Origin of the sequence: Paenibacillus pinisoli (assembly GCF_003605435.1) — a bacterium.
Taxonomy (GTDB): domain Bacteria; phylum Bacillota; class Bacilli; order Paenibacillales; family Paenibacillaceae; genus Pristimantibacillus; species Pristimantibacillus pinisoli.
Genome location: NZ_QXQB01000002.1, coordinates 949,023 through 967,881, shown reverse-complemented (window position 1 = coordinate 967,881; position 18,859 = coordinate 949,023). Strand labels below are relative to the sequence as shown.

The following is an 18,859-nucleotide window of genomic DNA, read 5'->3' as shown; positions in this document are numbered from 1 at the left end:
TGTCTTCCAAAAAAAAGCTTATAGGCCGTGCTTCGGCACAGCAGCACGGTCAGCTTCTGATTGCAGCTCGCTGGCATTTTGCTTGCTTGCCTGTTGACGGTCAGCGAGCGACTGTGCTTTGCTTGCTGCCTTCTGGCGGTCGGATGGATTTTTGCCGGACATGGGCTATCGCTCCTTTGCAGAAAGTAATGATCTGTTAGGGAAGATCGGCTTTAGTGTGCCACAGGAGGAAGAAAGATATGAGTTCGTTACAACAATCGGAGCTCGCAGGAAGGGCAGGCGGCATCCCGTTCGGTTACTTCCTCGCCGCAGCCGGGGCATGGCTCGCGATAAGAGGCTGACGGGCTGCCATGGGGCGCGGAAACGGAGGCGGGAGGCTCTTCCTTCCCGCTCTGCAGATGGGCAGGCGTACCGAAGATGGCTTCCACCATGCTGCGAATCGTCTTGTAGTTATCGGAATCATCCGACATGACGCGAATGACGAGAAACATAACTCCGAGCAGTCCGCAAGCCAGAAGCAATACAAGGACAGTTGCCCCGATATTCAGCCATGAAGCTAGCGGGGCGGCGGTTGAGTGAGGATTCCATGATGATAAGATATGCACCTTAGGTCACCTCACCCATTCACCTGATAGCGTTTCTCCAGCGTCTTGCCTCCGAACCACATCACAAGCACGGCTGTTATGGAGACGAATATTCGCCATGGCTCGTTCACCAGGTTGGTAATATCGAAGCTGATGAGCGAGATCACGAAGATCATGACGGCTTTGCCCATCATAGTCGCCACCAGGAAGGTATGGAACGGCACCTTGCTTAGTCCGGAAACAACGGTAATAACGACCGAAGGGGTAAATGGAAAGCATGCCAGCAGGAATAAAGGAGTGAATCCTCTTTTTTCTACCCAATTGAAGAACCTCTCCGACTTCGGAAATTTGCGCATCAGCTTTTCCTTCACATTGCGCCCAAGCGTGCGGCAGATGAGGAAGACGCATAGCGCTCCGCCTGTAACCCCTATCCATGAGAAGAGAAATCCAAGCCCGAAGCCGTAAATGTTCACGTTAGCCGCAATAATGACGATGAGCGGCAGGAAGGGAAGGAAAGCTTCGATGAAGGGCAGAAGTATGCCCGGAAGCGGACCGAACTGCGAATAGCTCTCCAGCGTTTGTTGAATTTGATGCAGGTCCATATTTTTTAAATCATGAATCCAGTCTTGCCAATTGCTCATCAATTCCTAACCCCGATCTTCTTAAGTGTTGAATAGTAGATGCCGATTAAGCCGAATAAGATGGCGCTTGTCCAGAATACGGCGGTTTCCCCGCCCCATAACGCAATGACTCCGCCCAGAATAGGGCCGATCATGACGCCTACGCCTTCAAATGTAGATAGCAGCCCCCAGCCAACCCCCTCTTGCTTAGGCGGTACATATGTGGCCAGCAAAGCATTCCAGGTAGGCAGAATAGCCGAATAGGATAATCCAAGACCCACCGCTATAACTAAACAATACCAGAATGAAAGTCCCCATGCCAGCACATACAATCCAAAGGCAAAAGCGATGAAGCCGACCACGAGAAACCAGCGGTTGCCGCCCAGCCGGTCGGACAGCTTGCCCATGGGGATGAGACCGCCTACCGCGCATAACCCACCGACGGTCAGGAGGATGGAATACTGCGCTCCGGACAGTCCGAGCTCATGGGTTGCAAAGCCCGGCAGAATTGGAATAAGCATGCTGGAGCCGGTCGTCTGCAGGATCATGCCGGGCAGCAGCTGCTTCATGCTGACAAGCTTATCGCGCAGAGCGTGAATTTGGGCTTTTAGAGGGATATGGTGAACCGCCTGCTGGTTGCTCTTTTTCAAGAAGAAGGAAATCAGCGTGGCGACGATAGATAAGATGACGAGTAGGTTATAGGTCATATTGGAGCTGTAATCGAGCAAAATATTGCAAATAATCGGTCCGCTTCCGAGCCCGAAGAGCCAGATCGTATACAGGAAGCCCATTTGCGTAGCGCGATGCTCCTCGGATACCCTCGTCAGGCATACAATCCAGACTGGGGACATGCCTATCCCGTAGATGGCAGCCGCGCCGATGAACATCCAGGGCAGACTGGCAAATTGAAGGGCGTACACACCGGCAAGCGCAATGACCAGGCTGATCTGAACAATCAGACGGGGGGAGAACCGGTCAAGCAGGTAGCCGATGGCGATTTTGAGCAGCGTATCCGTAATGTAATGGGCTGAGATGGCCAGACCTATGACGTCAGGCGAAAGCCCGAGCGTGCGGGCTCCATAGATGGGAAGGAGGCTGACGAGCACGGCCCCCCTGACGAATTCGACGATGAACAGAATGACGGACAAGAGCCGCATATCGGCCCCCATCCAATGTTTTTGGCGCATAGGTACGAATAGACTCCTTTTCCGCAACCAACGTTAAAAGAAGGAAGCTTTGTTTTGAACATGCAATTTGGTTACAATATCCATTATAATCGTCTCAGCAGCAGAATGGGAGGACCCCTTCGCTTGAAGGCTCCGGATGCGTATGCGGCTGTTCGTAAGCTTAACCGGGTCGTTCACTAATTGCAGCACTTGGCGAACCAGTTCATGGCTGCTGCGGGCGATGAATGCCGCACCCTTGGACTGAAGGTACAGCGCATTCTGTTTCTCCTGACCGGGCACGGGGCGGTAGAGGAAGGCTGGCAGCTCAGCGGCAATCGCCTCGGCTAACGTGAGGCCGCCTGGCTTCGTAATAAGTCCGTCCGCAAGCGCCATTAATTCATGAATGCGGTCCATGTATCCGAAGGAGATCAGGCGATGTGCCGATGGGTGGAAGCGGAACCGCTCTTCGAGCATTTCCTTGAGCTGGCGGTTATGTCCGCAGACTACAGCAACTTGAACTTTCGGGTCATGCAGAAGCAGCTCGCAAATCTCATCAATGTTCGGCATGACGCCTTGAGCGCCAGCCATAATAAGTACGGTAGGCACTCCGTATTGAAGTCCGTACCGGCTGTACAGTTCATGTGAGCGATGAATGGAGCAGAATTCCTTCTTTAGCGGCAAGCCGCTTACTTTAATTGCTCCTTTTTGAATGCCTAACTGTTGGAGCTCCTGGCTCAAATCCTTAGTGGCCACGTAGTAGCGTTTAAGACTCGGGTGAATCCAGCGGCGATGCAAATCGAAGTCGGTAATAACTGCGTATGAAGGTATGGATGAAGCAAGCTTCCTCATGCTTTGAATGGCGTAGAACGGAAAGGTGTAAATGACCGCATCGGGCTGCTCAGCCAGCAGCAATTGCTTGATCTTATGACGTCCGAAGGAATGAAGCCAGCTGCCGAGCAAGGAGTTATGCTTCATTGGTTTCGTAAGGCCGTACATCCAGCCGTAGAGAAAGGGCAGATGCGTGTAGCTTTTGTGGTAAAAGAGCTTAGTCATTTCATTCAGCCAGGGATGCGATTCCGCCATCAAATCGTACATGACGACCTGATTGTACCCGGAATCAAGATAGGCATCGCGAAGAGCTTTGGCTGCCTGGATATGACCTTCGCCGTATGAGGCGTAGACGATGAGCAATTTTGGCTGCCGGTTTTGGGAATGAATCAGCATGACGCACCTCCTACAGCATAGTCTAAGGATGGTTTGTAACAAGAATGTGAACGACATGTGGATCCTTTATATTATTTTTGTAGATTTATTGTAATATCCGTCTCATTCTAAAATGAAAAGGAGCAACGGGCATGAAATATACGTATCTTGGAAATTCCGGTTTGAAGGTAAGCAGGCTATGTCTGGGCACGATGAATTTTGGCGTGGATACGGAGGAGAAGGAAGCCTTCCGCATTATGGATGCGGCGCTGGATGCCGGCATTAACTTTTTTGATACGGCGAATATTTATGGCTGGGGGACGAATGCCGGACGAACGGAGGAAATTATCGGACGGTGGTTCAAAGGAGGAAGCGGGAGAAGGGAACGCACCGTTCTGGCTACTAAAGTGTATGGCGATATGCATGACACATATGACGGACCTAACCGGGAGCAGGGCTTGTCCGCTTACAAAATCCGCAGGCATCTGGAGGGATCGCTCAGGCGCTTGCAGACCGACCATATTGAGCTGTACCAGATGCATCATGTCGACCGCAATGTGAATTGGACGGAGCTGTGGGGGGCATTCCAGAACGCTCAGGCACAGGGGAAGATTGGTTATGTGGGCTCCAGCAACTTCGCCGGGTGGGATATTGCGGTAGCCCAGGGAGAAGCGAAGGCGAGAGGCATATTGGGGCTTGTATCCGAGCAGCACAAATATAATTTGTTATGCCGTCTGCCGGAGCTTGAAGTGCTTCCGGCATCGCAGGCACTCGGTCTGGGCGTTATTCCGTGGAGCCCGCTGGACGGCGGCTTGCTTGCGGGGAACCATCGCCGCAAGAAGGGCGGCGGAAGACGGAGCGGGGATGAGAAGCGGCTGGCCAAGCATCAGGCTCAGCTGGATGCCTACGGGAAGCTATGCGATGAGCTGGGCGAGCCGGAGGATGTCGTATCGCTTGCTTGGCTGCTGGCTAATCCAGCCGTCACGGCTCCGATTATCGGAGTTCGCACCAGCGAGCAATTCGAGCGTTCCCTGCGGGTATTGGAAGTGGAGCTAAGCGAAGAGACGATGAAGCGTCTGGATGAAATCTTCCCAGGACCTGGCGGAGATGCGCCAAGAGCTTACGCTTGGTAAAATGATCAGCCGGCGATGAAAGACGAACAGCCCGAGACTGCTCTCGGGCTGTTGTTATATAGTGCAAGGATCAAATAAGCAGATTGAACAATACAGGGTCCTTATTCAATTCAACGAACTGGAAGCCTTTCTTGTGCATGCGTGCAACGAGCGGCTCGTAATCCTCGCGATGCTTGAGTTCAAGTCCGACCAATGCAGGTCCGTTATCCTTATTTGACTTTTTCGTATATTCGAAGCGGGTAATATCGTCGTTCGGGCCAAGAACCTGGTCGAGAAATTCACGGAGAGCCCCGGCTCTCTGGGGGAAGCTGACCATGAAATAATGCTTGTAGCCTTCATAGATCAAAGAGCGCTCTTTGATCTCTTGCATCCGGTCTACATCGTTATTGCCGCCGCTGACGACACAGACAACCGTCTTGCCGGCAATCTGGTCCCGGAATGCGTCCAGCGCCGCAATCGGTAGAGCTCCGGCAGGTTCAGCTACGATGGCATTTTCGTTATATAGGTCAAGAAGGGTCGTACATACTTTGCCCTCCGGTACCGTTATGACATCATCCAGCAGCTCCTGGCAGATGGAGAACGTCAAGTCGCCGATGCGCTTAACCGCAGCGCCGTCTACGAACTTGTCTATCATCTCCAGCGGCACAACCTCGCCTGCATCGAGAGAAGCGCGAAGCGACGGGGCTCCTTCAGGCTCGACGCCTATAATTTGAGTTTGCGGAGCTACGATTTTGATATACGAGGCTACTCCCGCAGCAAGTCCGCCTCCGCCGACTGTAACGAAGATATAATCCGGCGCAGTCTCGGCCTTCTCCATCAGCTCTTGGCCGACGGTGCCGTTGCCGGCAATAATCTTCCGGTCGTCGAACGGATGGATGAAGGCAAGCCCGCTGCGCTTGCTCTCCGCGATTGCTTCCGCATAGGCGTCGTCGAACGTGTCGCCGGTCAGGACGACTTCAACCATATCTCCGCCGAAGAAGGACACTTGCTTCACCTTTTGTCTCGGCGTAGTGCTCGGCATATAGATTTTGCCCGGTATGCCCAGCGTTTGGCAGGAGTAGGCTACGCCTTGGGCGTGGTTGCCGGCGCTGGCGCAGACGACGCCTTTTACCGTTTCCTCGGGGGAGAGGGAGCGCATGAGATGGTAGGCTCCTCTTATTTTGAAAGAACGGACGACCTGCAGATCTTCGCGCTTGAGCCAAACCTGGCAATTGTAGCGTTCCGACAGAACTCGGTTATATTGAAGCGGGGTGCGGGAGATGACGTCTTTCAGATGCATTTGCGCCTGAACGATCTCCTCTAGCCGTATATGGTTATGGGATAAGGGATGAACACTCATGGAGGACCTTCCTTCCGTCATTCGATTGCGTCTTGAATAAATAGTGGATTCATTATACCACTATGAGAGGAAGAATGAAGGGACTGGCTTCAAAATATATAATTCGATAGAATAGGAGATGGACGAGGAGGTAGAGAATGGGGAAATTTATAAAGAGATTGTTTATCACCTTAATTGTTTTGTTGTTGATCGCAGGAGGGGCCGCGTGGTGGTTCCTGTCTTATATCAAGCCGGATAAGCCTTTAGATTTGAATTATAATCCGATAGATGTCAGGCAGAAGGCTGTTGATATGGTTAAAAGCTTCAAGCCGGAGCTTGTACTCAGTGAAGCGGAAGTTAATGACTTAATCAAAAAGCATATCGATCGGGATGTAGCTGAGCATGTCCGATTGGACGGCGCGCAATTCCAGTTGCAGGGAGACCGCTTGGTTGCCGACCTTAACATCACGTACCGTGACCGAATTCCCGCTCAAATCCAGGCCGAATACCGGCTGGAATGGCAAAATCCTAATTTGGCGCTGAGGCCTCAATCGCTCAAGCTGAAAGGAATTGAGCTGCCGCTTTCGATGCTGGAGACGATTGTTATTCCGCTTGATTTGCCGACAAGTGATTTGGTTTCAGTTGATAATGTGAAGTTTGAAGAGAAGCAGGTTAAGGTCTTGTTTGATATTAAGCTGCCGTTCTAACGGCATGAAGAAATCCCTTCCGACAGTGATCGGAAGGGATTTTTTTATAAATTCGGAAGGAAGGGGTTAAGCGATTTGAAACATGGACCATACGATGCCTTCGTTAGACGTACCGCCGAGAGACAAGCCGATGGTCAGTCCGTTGGACACATAGACCAAGCCGATCGTATCGCCGGCATTTAGTTCGACGTCGCCTGCAATCGTAACAGCTCCGCTTCCCAGAATTGTTCTTAAGCTGAGCACGAGGGCGATATTGACGTTCAGAATAGGGAAATCGGCCGTAATGAGATCTGTTGTTGCAGGAGAAATGCGTCTAACTCGGAATGAAGGGAAGATGCCGGCTCCAAGCACAACGGAAATTACAGCAGTTGTCGTATAGTTTATCGTAGCTTTGATCGCATACCTGCCAGTCGAGGGGACTGTGAATGTTCCGGTAGTTGCATTAAAAGCGGCATTGCCGTAATAGGGGCTGGTGACAGTCCAGTTGGCGAGCTGAGTATCAGCAGAAACGGTTGTGCTATTGATTCTGCCAGAAAATCCATTTGTAGCGAAATTCGGACCAGTTGCTCCCGTCGGCCCTGTTGGCCCTGTGGGTCCGGTATTGCCAGTCGGCCCTGTTGGCCCTGTGGGTCCGGTATTGCCAGTTGGACCGGTCGCACCTGTGATGCCGGTCGGCCCCGTTGGTCCCGCGGCACCATCTGCACCAGTTGGCCCCGTCGGACCAGTTGGTCCAGCAGCGCCGTCCGCGCCAGTTGGCCCCGTCGGTCCGGTAGCTCCAGTAGGGCCATCCGCGCCAGTTGGCCCTGTGGGACCGTTAGGTCCAGTAGCGCCGTCCGCGCCGGTTGGCCCTGTGGGTCCGGTTGGTCCAGCAGCACCTTCTGCACCAGTTGGCCCTGTTGGTCCAGTGGCTCCAGTAGGGCCGTCTGCGCCAGTTGGCCCCGTCGGTCCGGTTGGTCCAGCAGCACCGTCCGCGCCAGTTGGCCCCGTCGGTCCAGTTGGTCCAGCAGCGCCGTCCGCGCCAGTTGGCCCCGTCGGTCCGGTAGCTCCAGTAGGGCCATCCGCGCCAGTTGGCCCTGTGGGACCGTTAGGTCCAGTAGCGCCGTCCGCGCCGGTTGGCCCTGTGGGTCCGGTTGGTCCAGCAGCACCTTCTGCACCAGTTGGCCCTGTTGGTCCAGTGGCTCCAGTAGGGCCGTCCGCGCCAGTTGGCCCCGTCGGTCCGGTTGGTCCAGCAGCGCCGTCTGCGCCAGTTGGCCCTGTTGGTCCGGTGGCTCCAGTAGGGCCGTCTGCGCCAGTTGGCCCCGTCGGTCCGGTTGGTCCAGTTGGTCCAGCAATGCCGTCCGCACCAGTCGGCCCTGTTGGTCCTGTTGGTCCAGCGGCACCTTCTGCACCAGTTGGCCCCGTTGGTCCGGTAGCTCCAGTGGCGCCGTCTACGCCAGTTGGCCCCGTTGGTCCTGTTGGTCCAGCAGCACCGTCCGCGCCAGTTGGCCCCGTCGGTCCGGTAGCTCCGGTAGCTCCAGTAGCTCCAGTAGCTCCAGTAACTCCAGCGGTGCCATCGGCGCCAGTTGGCCCTGTTGGTCCAGCAGCGCCGTCCGCGCCAGTTGGCCCTATGGGTCCAGTGGCTCCAGTAGGGCCGTCTGCGCCAGTTGGCCCTGTGGGTCCGGTAACTCCAGTAGCGCCATTGGTGCCGGTTGGCCCCGTCGGTCCGGTAGCGCCAGTCGCACCATTGGCGCCAGTTGGCCCCGTTGGTCCGGTAGCTCCAGCAGCACCGTCCGCGCCAGTTGGCCCCGTCGGTCCGGTTGGTCCAGCAGCGCCGTCTGCGCCAGTTGGCCCTGTTGGTCCAGTGGCTCCAGTAGGGCCGTCTGCGGCAGTTGGCCCCGTCGGTCCGGTTGGTCCAGCGGTACCTACTGCACCAGTTGGCCCCGTCGGTCCAGTTGGGCCATCCGCGCCGTCTGCACCGGTCGGCCCCGTCGGTCCGGTAGCTCCAGCTGGGCCATCCGCGCCAGTTGGCCCTGTGGGTCCGGTAGCGCCAGTCGCGCCGTCTACACCGGTCGGCCCCGTCGGTCCGGTTGGTCCAGCAGCACCGTCCGCGCCAGTTGGCCCCGTCGGTCCGGTTGGTCCAGCAGCGCCGTCTGCGCCAGTTGGCCCTGTGGGTCCAGTGGCTCCAGTAGCGCCGTCAGTGCCAGTTGGCCCTGTGGGTCCAGTAGCTCCAGTAGCGCCATTGGTGCCGCTTGGCCCCGTCGGTCCGGTAGCGCCAGTCGCACCATTGGCGCCAGTTGGCCCCGTTGGTCCGGTAGCTCCAGCAGCACCGTCCGCGCCAGTTGGCCCCGTCGGTCCGGTTGGTCCAGCAGCACCGTCCGCGCCAGTTGGCCCCGTCGGTCCGGTTGGTCCAGCAGCGCCGTCTGCGCCAGTTGGCCCTGTGGGTCCAGTGGCTCCAGTAGCGCCATTGGTGCCGGTTGGCCCTGTGGGTCCAGTGGCTCCAGTAGCGCCATTGGTGCCGGTTGGCCCTGTGGGTCCGGTAGCGCCAGTCGCACCATTGGCGCCAGTTGGCCCTGTGGGTCCGGTAGCTCCAATAGCGCCATTCTCGCCAGTTGGCCCCGTCGGTCCAGTGGCTCCAGTAGGGCCGTCCGCGCCAGTTGGCCCTGTGGGCCCGGTCGCGCCAGTCGCGCCGTCTGCGCCAGTTGGCCCTGTGGGTCCGGTTGGTCCAGTGGCTCCAGTAGCGCCGTCTGCGCCAGTTGGCCCAGTTGGTCCAGTGGCTCCAGTAGCGCCGTCTGCGCCAGTTGGCCCCGTCGGTCCTGTTGGTCCAGCAGCGCCGTCTGCGCCAGTTGGCCCTGTTGGTCCAGTGGCTCCAGTAGGGCCGTCTGCGCCAGTTGGCCCTGTTGATCCGGTAGCTCCAGTCGCGCCGTCTGTGCCTGTTGGTCCCGTCGGACCGATAGCTCCAGTAGCACCATCCGCGCCAGTTGGCCCTGTCGGTCCGGTAACTCCAGTAGCGCCATTGGCGCCAGTTGGCCCTGTGGGTCCGGTAGCTCCAGTAGTGCCATTGGCGCCAGTTGGCCCTGTGGGTCCGGTAGCTCCAGTAGTGCCATTGGCGCCAGTTGGCCCTGTGGGTCCGGTAGCTCCTGTGGCACCGTCTACGCCAGTTGGCCCTGTGGGTCCGATTGGTCCAGTAGCACCGTCCGCGCCAGTTGGCCCTGTTGGTCCAGTGGCTCCAATAAGGCCGTCTGCGCCAGTTGGCCCTGTTGATCCGGTAGCTCCAGTAGCGCCGTCTGTGCCTGTTGGTCCCGTCGGACCGATAGCTCCAGTAGCACCATCCGCGCCAGTTGGCCCTGTCGGTCCGGTAGCTCCAGTAGGGCCGTCTGCACCAGTTGGCCCTGTCGGTCCGGTAGCTCCAGTAGCGCCGTCTGCACCAGTTGGCCCTGTGGGTCCGGTGGCTCCAGTCGCGCCGTCTGCACCAGTTGGCCCTGTGGGTCCGGTAGCTCCAGCAGCGCCGTTTGCACCAGTTGGCCCTGTGGGTCCGGTAACTCCAGTAGAGCCAACGGTGCCAGTTGGCCCTGTTGGTCCGGTAGCTCCAGTAGAGCCATCCGCGCCAGTTGGCCCTGTTGATCCGGTAGCTCCAGCAGCGCCATCGGCGCCAGTTGGCCCCGTCGGTCCGGTAGGTCCAGCAGCGCCTTCCGCGCCAGTTGGCCCTGTTGTTCCAGTTGGTCCAGCGGCGCCGTCTGCACCAGTTGGCCCTGTGGGTCCGGTAGCTCCAGCAGCGCCGTCCGCACCAGTCGGCCCTGTGGGTCCAGTTGGTCCAGTAGAGCCATCCGCGCCAGTTGGCCCTGTGGGTCCGGTAGCTCCGGTAGCGCCGTCTGCACCAGTTGACCCTGTTGACCCTGTCGGTCCGGTTGAACCGGTGGCTCCAGTAGGGCCGTCCACGCCAATTGGCCCTGTAGAGCCGGTAGCTCCAGTAGCACCAGTAGCGCCAACGGCGCCAGTTGACCCCGTCGGTCCGGTTGGTCCAGTAGGGCCGTTCGCGCCAGTCGGCCCTGTGGAACCGGTAACTCCAGTAGCGCCGTCTGCACCAGTTGGCCCCGTTGGTCCCGTCGGTCCAAAGTTTTCGGCCTCTAACCTTACAATTGCCGAGCCTTCTGTAACGCTAATTTGAAGGGTATCCGATTCAAAGGTTAGATCATCTTGCAGACCGACTGTTGCTGAGCCTACAGGACCAATTACATAAAAGAGAGGATTTACAAATACTGATCCTGTCGGTCCAGGAGGTCCCGTTGGTCCAGGCGGTCCTGTTGCGCCTTTTTTTCCACGCTTGCCTTTACTCCCTGGTACACCTTGAGGTCCAGTTGGCCCGGTAGGGCCTTGAATGCAGTGATTATGGTGCTTCTCGTGAATTGGACTGTTTTTACGAAGCTTTTTGTTCTTTTTTTTCGATTTTTTATATGTGTCCTTGGGATTGCGGGAGTTTTCCTCGTTGTCAGGGCGATCGTTCATATGTATCCCAACCTTCCGCATAAGAGCCTATTAATGCATATGTAGCAACCGAACAGAATAGAAAAGTTAAGCCTTAATGAGGTGAAGAGGGGAGAGAGGGCTATATGCGAAATGATAAGATTATTTTTCTAACTAGATTGTTTATACAGGAAATTTATAAATGACGTTGAAATAATCGAACAGCCTTACATGAAGTTGAAAAAAATATTTTAATTAATTTGAAGCTTCATTTTACATAACAGCCTTATCAGTAATTATTTCTCAGTCAAAAAAACCCCTTGGCCTCTAATAAGGACCAAGGGTTTTTTTGAATTAGTCAAACTTAATGGGTGGTTTTATTTGGAAATTAGACAAGTTGGTTAATGGACCAGTAGACGGCGCTTCCTGCTCCACCCAAATCCAGTGGAATTGTTAAACCGTCAGCAACATAGAACAATCCGATAGTATCTCCAGCATTAAGTTCTACTTCACCAGCCAATGTTACCGTACCACTGCCAAGAACAGCACGTAATGTTAGAACTAAGGCTACGTTGACGTTCAATATAGGGAATAGACCAGTTATTAGAGTTGTAGAGTCGGAAATTCGTTCTACAACAAAAGCTGGATCGATACCTGCTCCTAAACTGATTGTTAAGGCGGCTGTAGTAGAGTAACCTATTGTCGCAGTAATTAAATATCTACCTGTTGTAGGAACAGTGTATACACCAGTTGCTGGGTTGAAGCTAGCACTTGCAAAATACGGAGCGGCTACTGTCCAGTTTACGATTTGTTGTGAAGCCGCAACACCAGCTGCAGTTGTTATGGCCGAGAATCCTTCGGTTGTTACAATTGGTCCCGTTGCTCCTGTAGCGCCGGTTACCCCTGTAGCTCCAGTCGCGCCAGTAGCACCAGTCACACCGGTTGCGCCAGTCGCGCCAGTTGCTCCAGTGACACCAGTTGCGCCCGTAACGCCGTCAGCGCCTGTAGGTCCAGTTGCTCCAGTTACGCCAGTCGCGCCAGTTACACCGTCAGCACCAGTCGGACCAGTTGCTCCAGTGACACCAGTTGCGCCCGTAACGCCGTCAGCGCCTGTAGGTCCAGTTGCTCCAGTTACGCCAGTCGCGCCAGTTACACCATCAGCACCAGTCGCACCAGTTGCACCAGTAACGCCGTCAGCACCAGTTGCACCAGTTGCACCCGTAACGCCATCAGCGCCAGTCGCACCAGTTGCACCAGTAACGCCGTCAGCGCCAGTCGCACCAGTTGCACCAGTAACGCCATCAGCGCCAGTCGCACCAGTTGCACCCGTAACGCCGTCAGCGCCAGTCGCACCAGTTGCACCAGTAACGCCATCAGCGCCAGTCGCACCAGTTGCACCAGTAACGCCGTCAGCGCCAGTCGCACCTGTTGCACCAGTAACGCCGTCAGCGCCAGTCGCACCTGTTGCCCCAGTAACACCGTCAGCACCAGTCGCACCTGTTGCCCCAGTAACACCGTCGGCACCAGTCGCACCTGTTGCACCAGTAACGCCGTCAGCACCAGTCGCACCCGTTGCACCCGTAACGCCGTCAGCACCAGTCGGTCCAGTTACTCCAGTGACGCCCGTTGCACCAGTTGCCCCAGTAACCCCGTCAGCACCAGTTGGTCCAGTAACGCCAGTCGCTCCTGTAACGCCATCAGCACCAGTCGGTCCAGTCGCACCTGTTGCACCAGTAACGCCATCAGCACCAGTCGGTCCAGTCGCACCTGTTGCACCAGTAACGCCGTCAGCACCAGTTGGTCCAGTTACACCAGTCGCGCCAGTCGGCCCTGTTGCCCCTGTGGCACCAGTTGGTCCAGCTGGTCCGTCAGATGGTCCGGTCGGTCCAGTGACACCCGTTGCACCAGTCGCCCCAGTCGCTCCAGTCGCCCCAGTTTGACCTGTAGCGCCAGTAGTCCCCGCTAGTCCAGTTGCGCCAGTCGGCCCAGTTGGTCCAGTGGTTCCCGCCCCAGTCGCGCCAGTTGGCCCCGTAGCGCCAGTTGCACCAGTCGTTCCAGCCTCACCAGTCGCGCCAGTCGCGCCAGTTGGTCCAGTGGTTCCTGCTCCAGTTGGTCCAGTTGCCCCAGTCGTGCCATCCACACCAGTCGCGCCAGTTGCACCAGTTGCACCAGTTGGTCCAGTGGTTCCTATCCCAGTCGCGCCAGTTGGCCCAGTCGCGCCTGTCGCCCCTGTATCACCAGTAGCCCCGGTAGCGCCCGTACCTCCTTCACCATAGGGTCCTGTCGGTCCAGTAGCCCCCGTAGCTCCGGTTGCTCCATCAGCACCAGTTGGTCCTGTCGGTCCGGCTATGCCTGTGCTGCCTGTTGGCACTTCCAGGCGGACAATTGCGGAGCCCTCAGAAACGACAATATCCAGCGTATCCGATTCAAAAATCAGATTATCGCCGAGGCCAACTGTAGCTGATCCCAGGGGTCCAATAACATTGAACAATTCTTCGCCGGGATCAAAAGTTCCTGGTGGTCCCTGCGGTCCGGCTGGACCTCTTCTTCCTCTTTCGCCGTCTTTTCCACGTTTGCCGCGTTTACCGTGCGGTCCTTCAGGGCCAGTAGGCCCCGGAGGTCCTGGAGGTCCCGGAGGTCCTCTATGGCCTCTCGGCTCGCGGACGAAGGATACTTTTTTGCATTCGTCGTTTTTCCATTTTCTTTTCTTCTTTTTGAATTGCGAAGATTCGTCAGAATGAATGGATAACGTACTGTTTGAGCGACGTCTGATTATCTTGATAGTTTTCTTTTTGTTAGATGGATAATCCAGTTGAAACACCTCCTTGTATTCTTCCTTATACTACGAAGGGTAGATAGATTCTGTATGTGCGTTCATTTAGTATTTTCCCTTTTATTAGAAAATGTGTGAATACACATAGAGACGATAGAAGGTTGAAATCATAGAGTTGCATGATAAAAGCCAAGTCATGGACTTGGCTGATCATATATAAGGCTATTCAATTGTCAGGCCAGCGCTGCCATAACCTACAATCGCATTAATAAGGTTAAGGCCGGTAGCCACCGCAGAAAATACCAGCAACAAACGAGTTTGCGTTGTTACCGGAACATTAATACCCGTAAGCACAGCGTTACTAAACGTTCCAATATTAACAACGCCAGTTAGGGCAGGGGAGAGGCTGAGCAGTGTTCCAGGAATGGGGTTGAAAATATTATCTGGAGTAGTTGAACTGTATAGTTGGACTTGGATCGTTATAGATGTGCCAGGAATATTGAGGCCTGCAGTAGTGCTGAAATAAGCAGCTATTGAAGTTATTGTGCCATCTCGAGGCATGGAGAAAGCATAGTTGAGGTCTACACCGCCAGCCCCCGTCAAATCGATTGATCCCCCGAGAACAGACGGTGTTGGTGCGCTCGTACCGAAGCCAAGCAACCCTCCAGTTCCTGCAAGCCCTCCGGCAACCGTAGTTAAAGCGAGGGCAAGCCCCGATGCATAAGGAATAATTGCGCTGCCCCCTGTACCTGTTGGACCCGTTGCACCAGTTGGTCCCGTCGGTCCTGTAGCGCCAGTAAGGCCCGTTGCTCCTGTTACACCAGTCGCGCCCGTCACTCCGGGATCCCCTGTAGCCCCCGTCGGACCTGTTACGCCAGTAGATCCCGTTGCCCCTGTTGCACCGATCGTACCAGTAGCCCCTGTTGTACCAGTAGCACCCGTCAGCCCAGTAGCGCCAGTTGGCCCTGTTGCTCCAGTTGCCCCAGTCGCCCCAGTCGCTCCAGAATCTCCAGTAGCGCCGGTTGCCCCCGTCGCTCCAGAATCCCCCGTCGGACCTGTTACGCCAGTAGATCCCGTAGCCCCTGTTGCACCAGTAGGTCCAGTAGCGCCAGTTAATCCAGGATCTCCCGTTGCGCCAGTAACACCCGTCGGTCCAGTCACCCCGGGATCCCCTGTAGCCCCCGTTGGGCCTGTTACGCCAGTGGAACCCGTAGCCCCTGTTGCACCAGTAACACCCGTCAGTCCATTAGCGCCAGTTGGCCCTGTAGCGCCAGTTGCTCCAGTCGCCCCAGGATCTCCAGTAGCACCGGTTGCCCCCGTCGCTCCAGAATCCCCCGTTGGGCCTGTTACGCCAGTGGAACCCGTAACACCTGTGACACCTGTCGTGCCTGTAGCCCCTGTAGCGCCAGTAGCTCCAGGATCTCCCGTAGCGCCTGTAGTGCCTGTAGTGCCTGTTGCCCCTGTAGCACCTGTTACGCCAGTGGCTCCCGTAGCGCCAGCAGCTCCGGGATCTCCTGTAGCACCTGTGACACCTGTCGTGCCTGTTGCCCCTGTAGCACCTGTTACGCCAGTGGCTCCCGTAGCGCCAGCAGCTCCGGGATCTCCTGTAGCACCTGTGACACCTGTCGTACCGGTTGCCCCTGTAGCACCTGTTACGCCAGTGGCTCCCGTAGCGCCAGCAGCTCCGGGATCTCCTGTAGCACCTGTGACACCTGTCGTACCAGTTGCCCCTGTAGCACCTGTTACGCCAGTGGCTCCCGTAGCGCCAGCAGCTCCGGGATCTCCTGTAGCACCTGTGACACCTGTCGTACCGGTTGCCCCTGTAGCACCTGTTACGCCAGTGGCTCCCGTAGCGCCAGCAGCTCCGGGATCTCCTGTAGCACCTGTAGCCCCTGTCGTACCGGTAGCCCCCATCGAACCTGTTACACCAGTGGATCCAGTAGCGCCCGTAGCGCCAGGAGCCCCAGGATCTCCCGTAGCGCCTGTTACCCCAGTCGCCCCCGTAGTACCTGTTGCACCTGTTGCGCCTATCGCGCCAGTTGACCCAGTTGTCCCCGTAGCGCCGGGGTCACCGGCAGCCCCAGTCGCTCCTGTTGGTCCTGTCATTCCGGGTCTGCCAGTCGCGCCTATAGCCCCCGTAGCCCCAGTGGCCCCAATGGCTCCTGTATATCCGCGCTTGCCTCGTTTTCCTTTTTTGCCGCGCTTGCCTCTCGGTCCTTTAGGACCGATACAACAGCAGTCGCACTCGTCTTTCTTTTTGCAGGGCTTGTGCTTCTTATTGTTTTTGTCGACGCTGGAATTTCTCGAGAGGATAATGAGTTCGTGATTAGGCTTGGACTTTTTAGTTATAATACGCAGCATTTTGTGCCTATTGTTAGTTTTCAGTGATAACACCTCCTTAGTTTCACTTATTCTATGAAAAAGTAATAGATTCGGCTTGTACGTTTCGACAATATAAATGATTAGATAATAGGCTAGAGTAGTAGAGCTGGAGGATTAATGATGAATACAATAATGATGTAATAAGAGAGTAGAGGGCGTTCCTTCCTTTCGTATCAAAAAACAAAAAACAGACCAAGCTGGCACTTGGTCTGTTGGATGAATAATAAGATCTGATTAGTTGATTGATACACCTGCACTGCCATAACCGGCGACTGTATTGATGAGCGATACTCCGGCGGCGGTAGCGGAGAAGACGAGCAAGAGACGAGTTTGCGCTGTAACCGGGATATTTAATCCCGTAACTAAGCCATTACTGATGGTGCCGATTGGCAATATTCCATTCAAAGTCGGTGCCAAAGTGACAGCCGTGCCCGGAATAGGGCTGAAAATATTGTTCGGCGTCGTCGACCTGTACAGTTGAGCTTGCACAGTAATCGTGGTGCCGACCAAATTGAGTGCCAGAGTTGTACTGAAGTAAGCCGCAATTGATGTGATAATACCGTCTCGCGGTACCGAGAAGGCAAAGTTAAGGAGAGTTCCTGCGGCGCCAGTCAGATCGATAGTAGCTCCGAGTGCACTTAAGGTCGGTCCGCTGCTGCCGAATCCAACAAGTCCGGCAGTACCTGCCAAACCGCCAAGAATCGTGGACATGACAAGCGGCTCGCCAGAAGCAAATGGGATAATGGCTCCGCTGCCTGCTGCGCCAGTTGCCCCGGTTGCGCCAGTAGCTCCGGTAGTTCCGGTCGCGCCAGTGGTACCAGTCGCACCAGTGAGACCCGTTGCGCCTGTCGGCCCAGTAGCACCTGTCAGTCCAGTGGCTCCTGTTGCACCGGTTGCACCGGTAGTGCCAGTACCGCCAGTCGCCCCGGTTGCTCCTGTCGGTCCAGTTGCTCCTGTACCTACTGCGCCAGTTGCTCCTGTTGATCCTGTGGGGCCCGTTGGTCCAGTCGCGCCAGTGGCTCCTGTACCTGTAGCACCCGTGACACCGGTAGCACCAGTGGCTCCTGTCGGTCCGGTCAGCCCTGTGGGTCCAGTTGCCCCTGTCGCGCCAGTGGCTCCTGTACCTGTCGCGCCAGTGGCACCGGTATCGCCAGTGGCTCCTGTCGGTCCGGTCAGCCCTGTGGGCCCAGTTGCACCAGTCGCGCCAGTGGCGCCAGTACCTGTAGCGCCCGTGACACCAGTAGCCCCAGTGGCTCCTGTTGGTCCTGTTGCACCAGTTGCGCCAGTAGCACCTGTACCCGTAGCGCCAGTAGCTCCGGTGTCACCCGTCGGTCCAGTAGCCCCGGTTCCACCTGTTGTGCCGGTTACGCCCGTAGCGCCAGTCGCTCCAGTGACGCCCGTCGGTCCAGTCGCGCCCGTTGGTCCGGTTGGGCCTGTGATTCCAATGCCGGTAGTGCCTGTGGCGCCGGTTGCACCAGTCGCGCCGGTTGCACCAGTATTGCCGATTGGCCCTTGAGCGCCTTGAGCGCCCTGAGTACCTGCAGGCCCCTGAGCCCCGGTAGCTCCTTGCTGCCCAGCCGCGCCTTGAGGTCCTTGAGGACCGACAGGCCCTTGAGCTCCCGCTGCACCGGTTGCGCCGGTAGCGCCAGTGGCACCTGTAGTACCAGTAGAACCAGTTGCGCCTGTGGCTCCTGTATTTCCTACGAGACCTTGAGGTCCCTGGGGTCCTTGCACTCCAGCATTACCTTGCGGCCCCTGAGGTCCCTGAGGACCTTGTGGACCTTGTATACCCGGATCGCCTTGAGGTCCTTGCGGTCCTTGCGGTCCGATGCTTCCTGCCGGTCCGACAGGTCCTTGAGGCCCGATTGGCCCTTGCCAACCCGTGGCGCCTGTCGCGCCAGTTGGTCCGGGAGGTCCGCCTGATGGACCCGTGGCGCCTGTTGAGCCGGTCGCCCCCGTGGCCCCTGTAATGCCGGCTGCTCCAGTCGCGCCGGTAGTGCCTGTGGCCCCCGTGGCCCCTGCAATGCCGGATGCTCCAGTAGCACCGGTAGTGCCTGTTGCTCCAGTAGCACCAGTCGCTCCAGTAGCACCGGTAGCTCCAGTTCGCCCGCGCTTGCCGCGGTCGCCGTCGTCGCCTCTTTTGCCGCGTTCCCCTTCGGGCCCTTGAGGTCCGATGGGTCCTCTATGCTCACAGTGTTCATCACAATGATGGTTGCGATGATGGTGTTCATGATGATCATGATGGTGACGGCGAGGGCGATGTCTCCTTCGAGTTCCAGAGATGAAGAGGCGTTTTCTCTTCGCGACAGCTATTTTTTTATGTTTTCTTGGATAGTTGCGGCTATTCGACGTTTTAATTCTTAACGTTTGTTTTTTGGTTGGGCGTTTGCGGTAACGACGATTGGATACGTTCAGTTGAAGCACCTCCTAGGTAATTTCTTTATACTACGGGCAGGAGTGGAGGTTTGCTTGGGTGCTGGTTATCTGTCGCGTAGGCAATGGCCTATTTTTAGAAAAATGGGCGCTTGAGCGA

Annotated in this window: 12 protein-coding genes; 2 read left to right on the top strand and 10 right to left on the bottom strand. The window is 56.4% G+C overall.

Going from position 1 to position 18,859, the window contains the following annotated elements:
* Positions 1 to 18: 18 nt before the first annotated feature.
* From D3P09_RS27655 to D3P09_RS11615, 5 genes are all read right to left on the bottom strand, one after another.
* Positions 19 to 162, bottom strand: coding sequence for a hypothetical protein (locus D3P09_RS27655; protein ID WP_165867404.1), 144 nt, complete (start codon positions 160 to 162; stop codon positions 19 to 21).
* A gap of 86 nt (positions 163 to 248) precedes the next feature.
* Positions 249 to 605, bottom strand: a complete 357-nt coding sequence (locus D3P09_RS27365) for a hypothetical protein (protein WP_133304992.1) — start codon at positions 603 to 605, stop codon at positions 249 to 251.
* Positions 606 to 616: 11 nt separating this feature from the next.
* Positions 617 to 1,225, bottom strand: a complete 609-nt coding sequence (locus D3P09_RS11625) for a TVP38/TMEM64 family protein (RefSeq protein WP_120109933.1) — start codon at positions 1,223 to 1,225, stop codon at positions 617 to 619.
* A complete protein-coding gene (locus tag D3P09_RS11620; protein WP_120109931.1) occupies positions 1,225 to 2,391 on the bottom strand; it encodes an MFS transporter in 1,167 nt (388 codons plus the stop codon). Before D3P09_RS11620 ends, D3P09_RS11625 begins: the two co-directional genes overlap by 1 nt.
* Positions 2,392 to 2,424: 33 nt before the next feature.
* The gene (locus D3P09_RS11615; RefSeq protein ID WP_165867403.1) at positions 2,425 to 3,594 is read right to left on the bottom strand and encodes an MGDG synthase family glycosyltransferase; all 1,170 of its coding nucleotides are present in this window, start codon (positions 3,592 to 3,594) and stop codon (positions 2,425 to 2,427) included.
* Between the two features lie 131 nt (positions 3,595 to 3,725).
* Between D3P09_RS11615 and D3P09_RS11610 the strand changes: the two genes are divergently transcribed.
* Positions 3,726 to 4,706: an aldo/keto reductase gene (locus tag D3P09_RS11610; RefSeq protein WP_120109927.1), complete on the top strand. Its 981-nt coding sequence runs from the start codon at positions 3,726 to 3,728 to the stop codon at positions 4,704 to 4,706.
* A gap of 70 nt (positions 4,707 to 4,776) precedes the next feature.
* Here D3P09_RS11610 and ilvA read toward each other — a convergent pair whose 3' ends face one another.
* Positions 4,777 to 6,045, bottom strand: coding sequence for a threonine ammonia-lyase IlvA (ilvA, locus tag D3P09_RS11605; RefSeq protein WP_120109925.1), 1,269 nt, complete (start codon positions 6,043 to 6,045; stop codon positions 4,777 to 4,779).
* Between the two features lie 137 nt (positions 6,046 to 6,182).
* On the opposite strand from ilvA, the gene D3P09_RS11600 reads away from it, so the two are divergent.
* Entirely contained in the window at positions 6,183 to 6,731 is a 549-nt protein-coding gene (locus tag D3P09_RS11600) for a hypothetical protein (protein WP_120109923.1), read from the top strand.
* Between the two features lie 66 nt (positions 6,732 to 6,797).
* Here the strand turns inward: D3P09_RS11600 and D3P09_RS11595 are convergent, their stop codons facing one another.
* The 4 genes from D3P09_RS11595 to D3P09_RS11580 all read right to left on the bottom strand — a co-directional run bounded on the left by D3P09_RS11595 (position 6,798) and on the right by D3P09_RS11580 (position 18,750).
* Positions 6,798 to 11,213, bottom strand: coding sequence for a beta strand repeat-containing protein (locus D3P09_RS11595; RefSeq protein WP_133304991.1), 4,416 nt, complete (start codon positions 11,211 to 11,213; stop codon positions 6,798 to 6,800).
* A gap of 346 nt (positions 11,214 to 11,559) precedes the next feature.
* Positions 11,560 to 13,662, bottom strand: coding sequence for a collagen-like protein (locus tag D3P09_RS11590; protein WP_424452316.1), 2,103 nt, complete (start codon positions 13,660 to 13,662; stop codon positions 11,560 to 11,562).
* Between the two features lie 504 nt (positions 13,663 to 14,166).
* Positions 14,167 to 16,050: an exosporium glycoprotein BclB-related protein gene (locus D3P09_RS11585; protein ID WP_243644098.1), complete on the bottom strand. Its 1,884-nt coding sequence runs from the start codon at positions 16,048 to 16,050 to the stop codon at positions 14,167 to 14,169.
* A gap of 510 nt (positions 16,051 to 16,560) precedes the next feature.
* The gene (locus D3P09_RS11580) at positions 16,561 to 18,750 is read right to left on the bottom strand and encodes an exosporium glycoprotein BclB-related protein (RefSeq protein ID WP_279387124.1); all 2,190 of its coding nucleotides are present in this window, start codon (positions 18,748 to 18,750) and stop codon (positions 16,561 to 16,563) included.
* Positions 18,751 to 18,859: the final 109 nt, after the last annotated feature.

Coding starts and splice junctions, on each gene's coding strand:
- D3P09_RS27655 (WP_165867404.1), bottom strand. CDS start 162: ATGTCCGGCAAAAATCCATCCGACCGCCAGAAGGCAGCAAGCAAAGCA.
- D3P09_RS11625 (WP_120109933.1), bottom strand. CDS start 1,225: ATGAGCAATTGGCAAGACTGGATTCATGATTTAAAAAATATGGACCTG.
- D3P09_RS11620 (WP_120109931.1), bottom strand. CDS start 2,391: ATGCGCCAAAAACATTGGATGGGGGCCGATATGCGGCTCTTGTCCGTC.
- D3P09_RS11615 (WP_165867403.1), bottom strand. CDS start 3,594: ATGCTGATTCATTCCCAAAACCGGCAGCCAAAATTGCTCATCGTCTAC.
- D3P09_RS11610 (WP_120109927.1), top strand. CDS start 3,726: ATGAAATATACGTATCTTGGAAATTCCGGTTTGAAGGTAAGCAGGCTA.
- ilvA (WP_120109925.1), bottom strand. CDS start 6,045: ATGAGTGTTCATCCCTTATCCCATAACCATATACGGCTAGAGGAGATC.
- D3P09_RS11600 (WP_120109923.1), top strand. CDS start 6,183: ATGGGGAAATTTATAAAGAGATTGTTTATCACCTTAATTGTTTTGTTG.
- D3P09_RS11595 (WP_133304991.1), bottom strand. CDS start 11,213: ATGAACGATCGCCCTGACAACGAGGAAAACTCCCGCAATCCCAAGGAC.
- D3P09_RS11585 (WP_243644098.1), bottom strand. CDS start 16,050: ATGACAGGACCAACAGGAGCGACTGGGGCTGCCGGTGACCCCGGCGCT.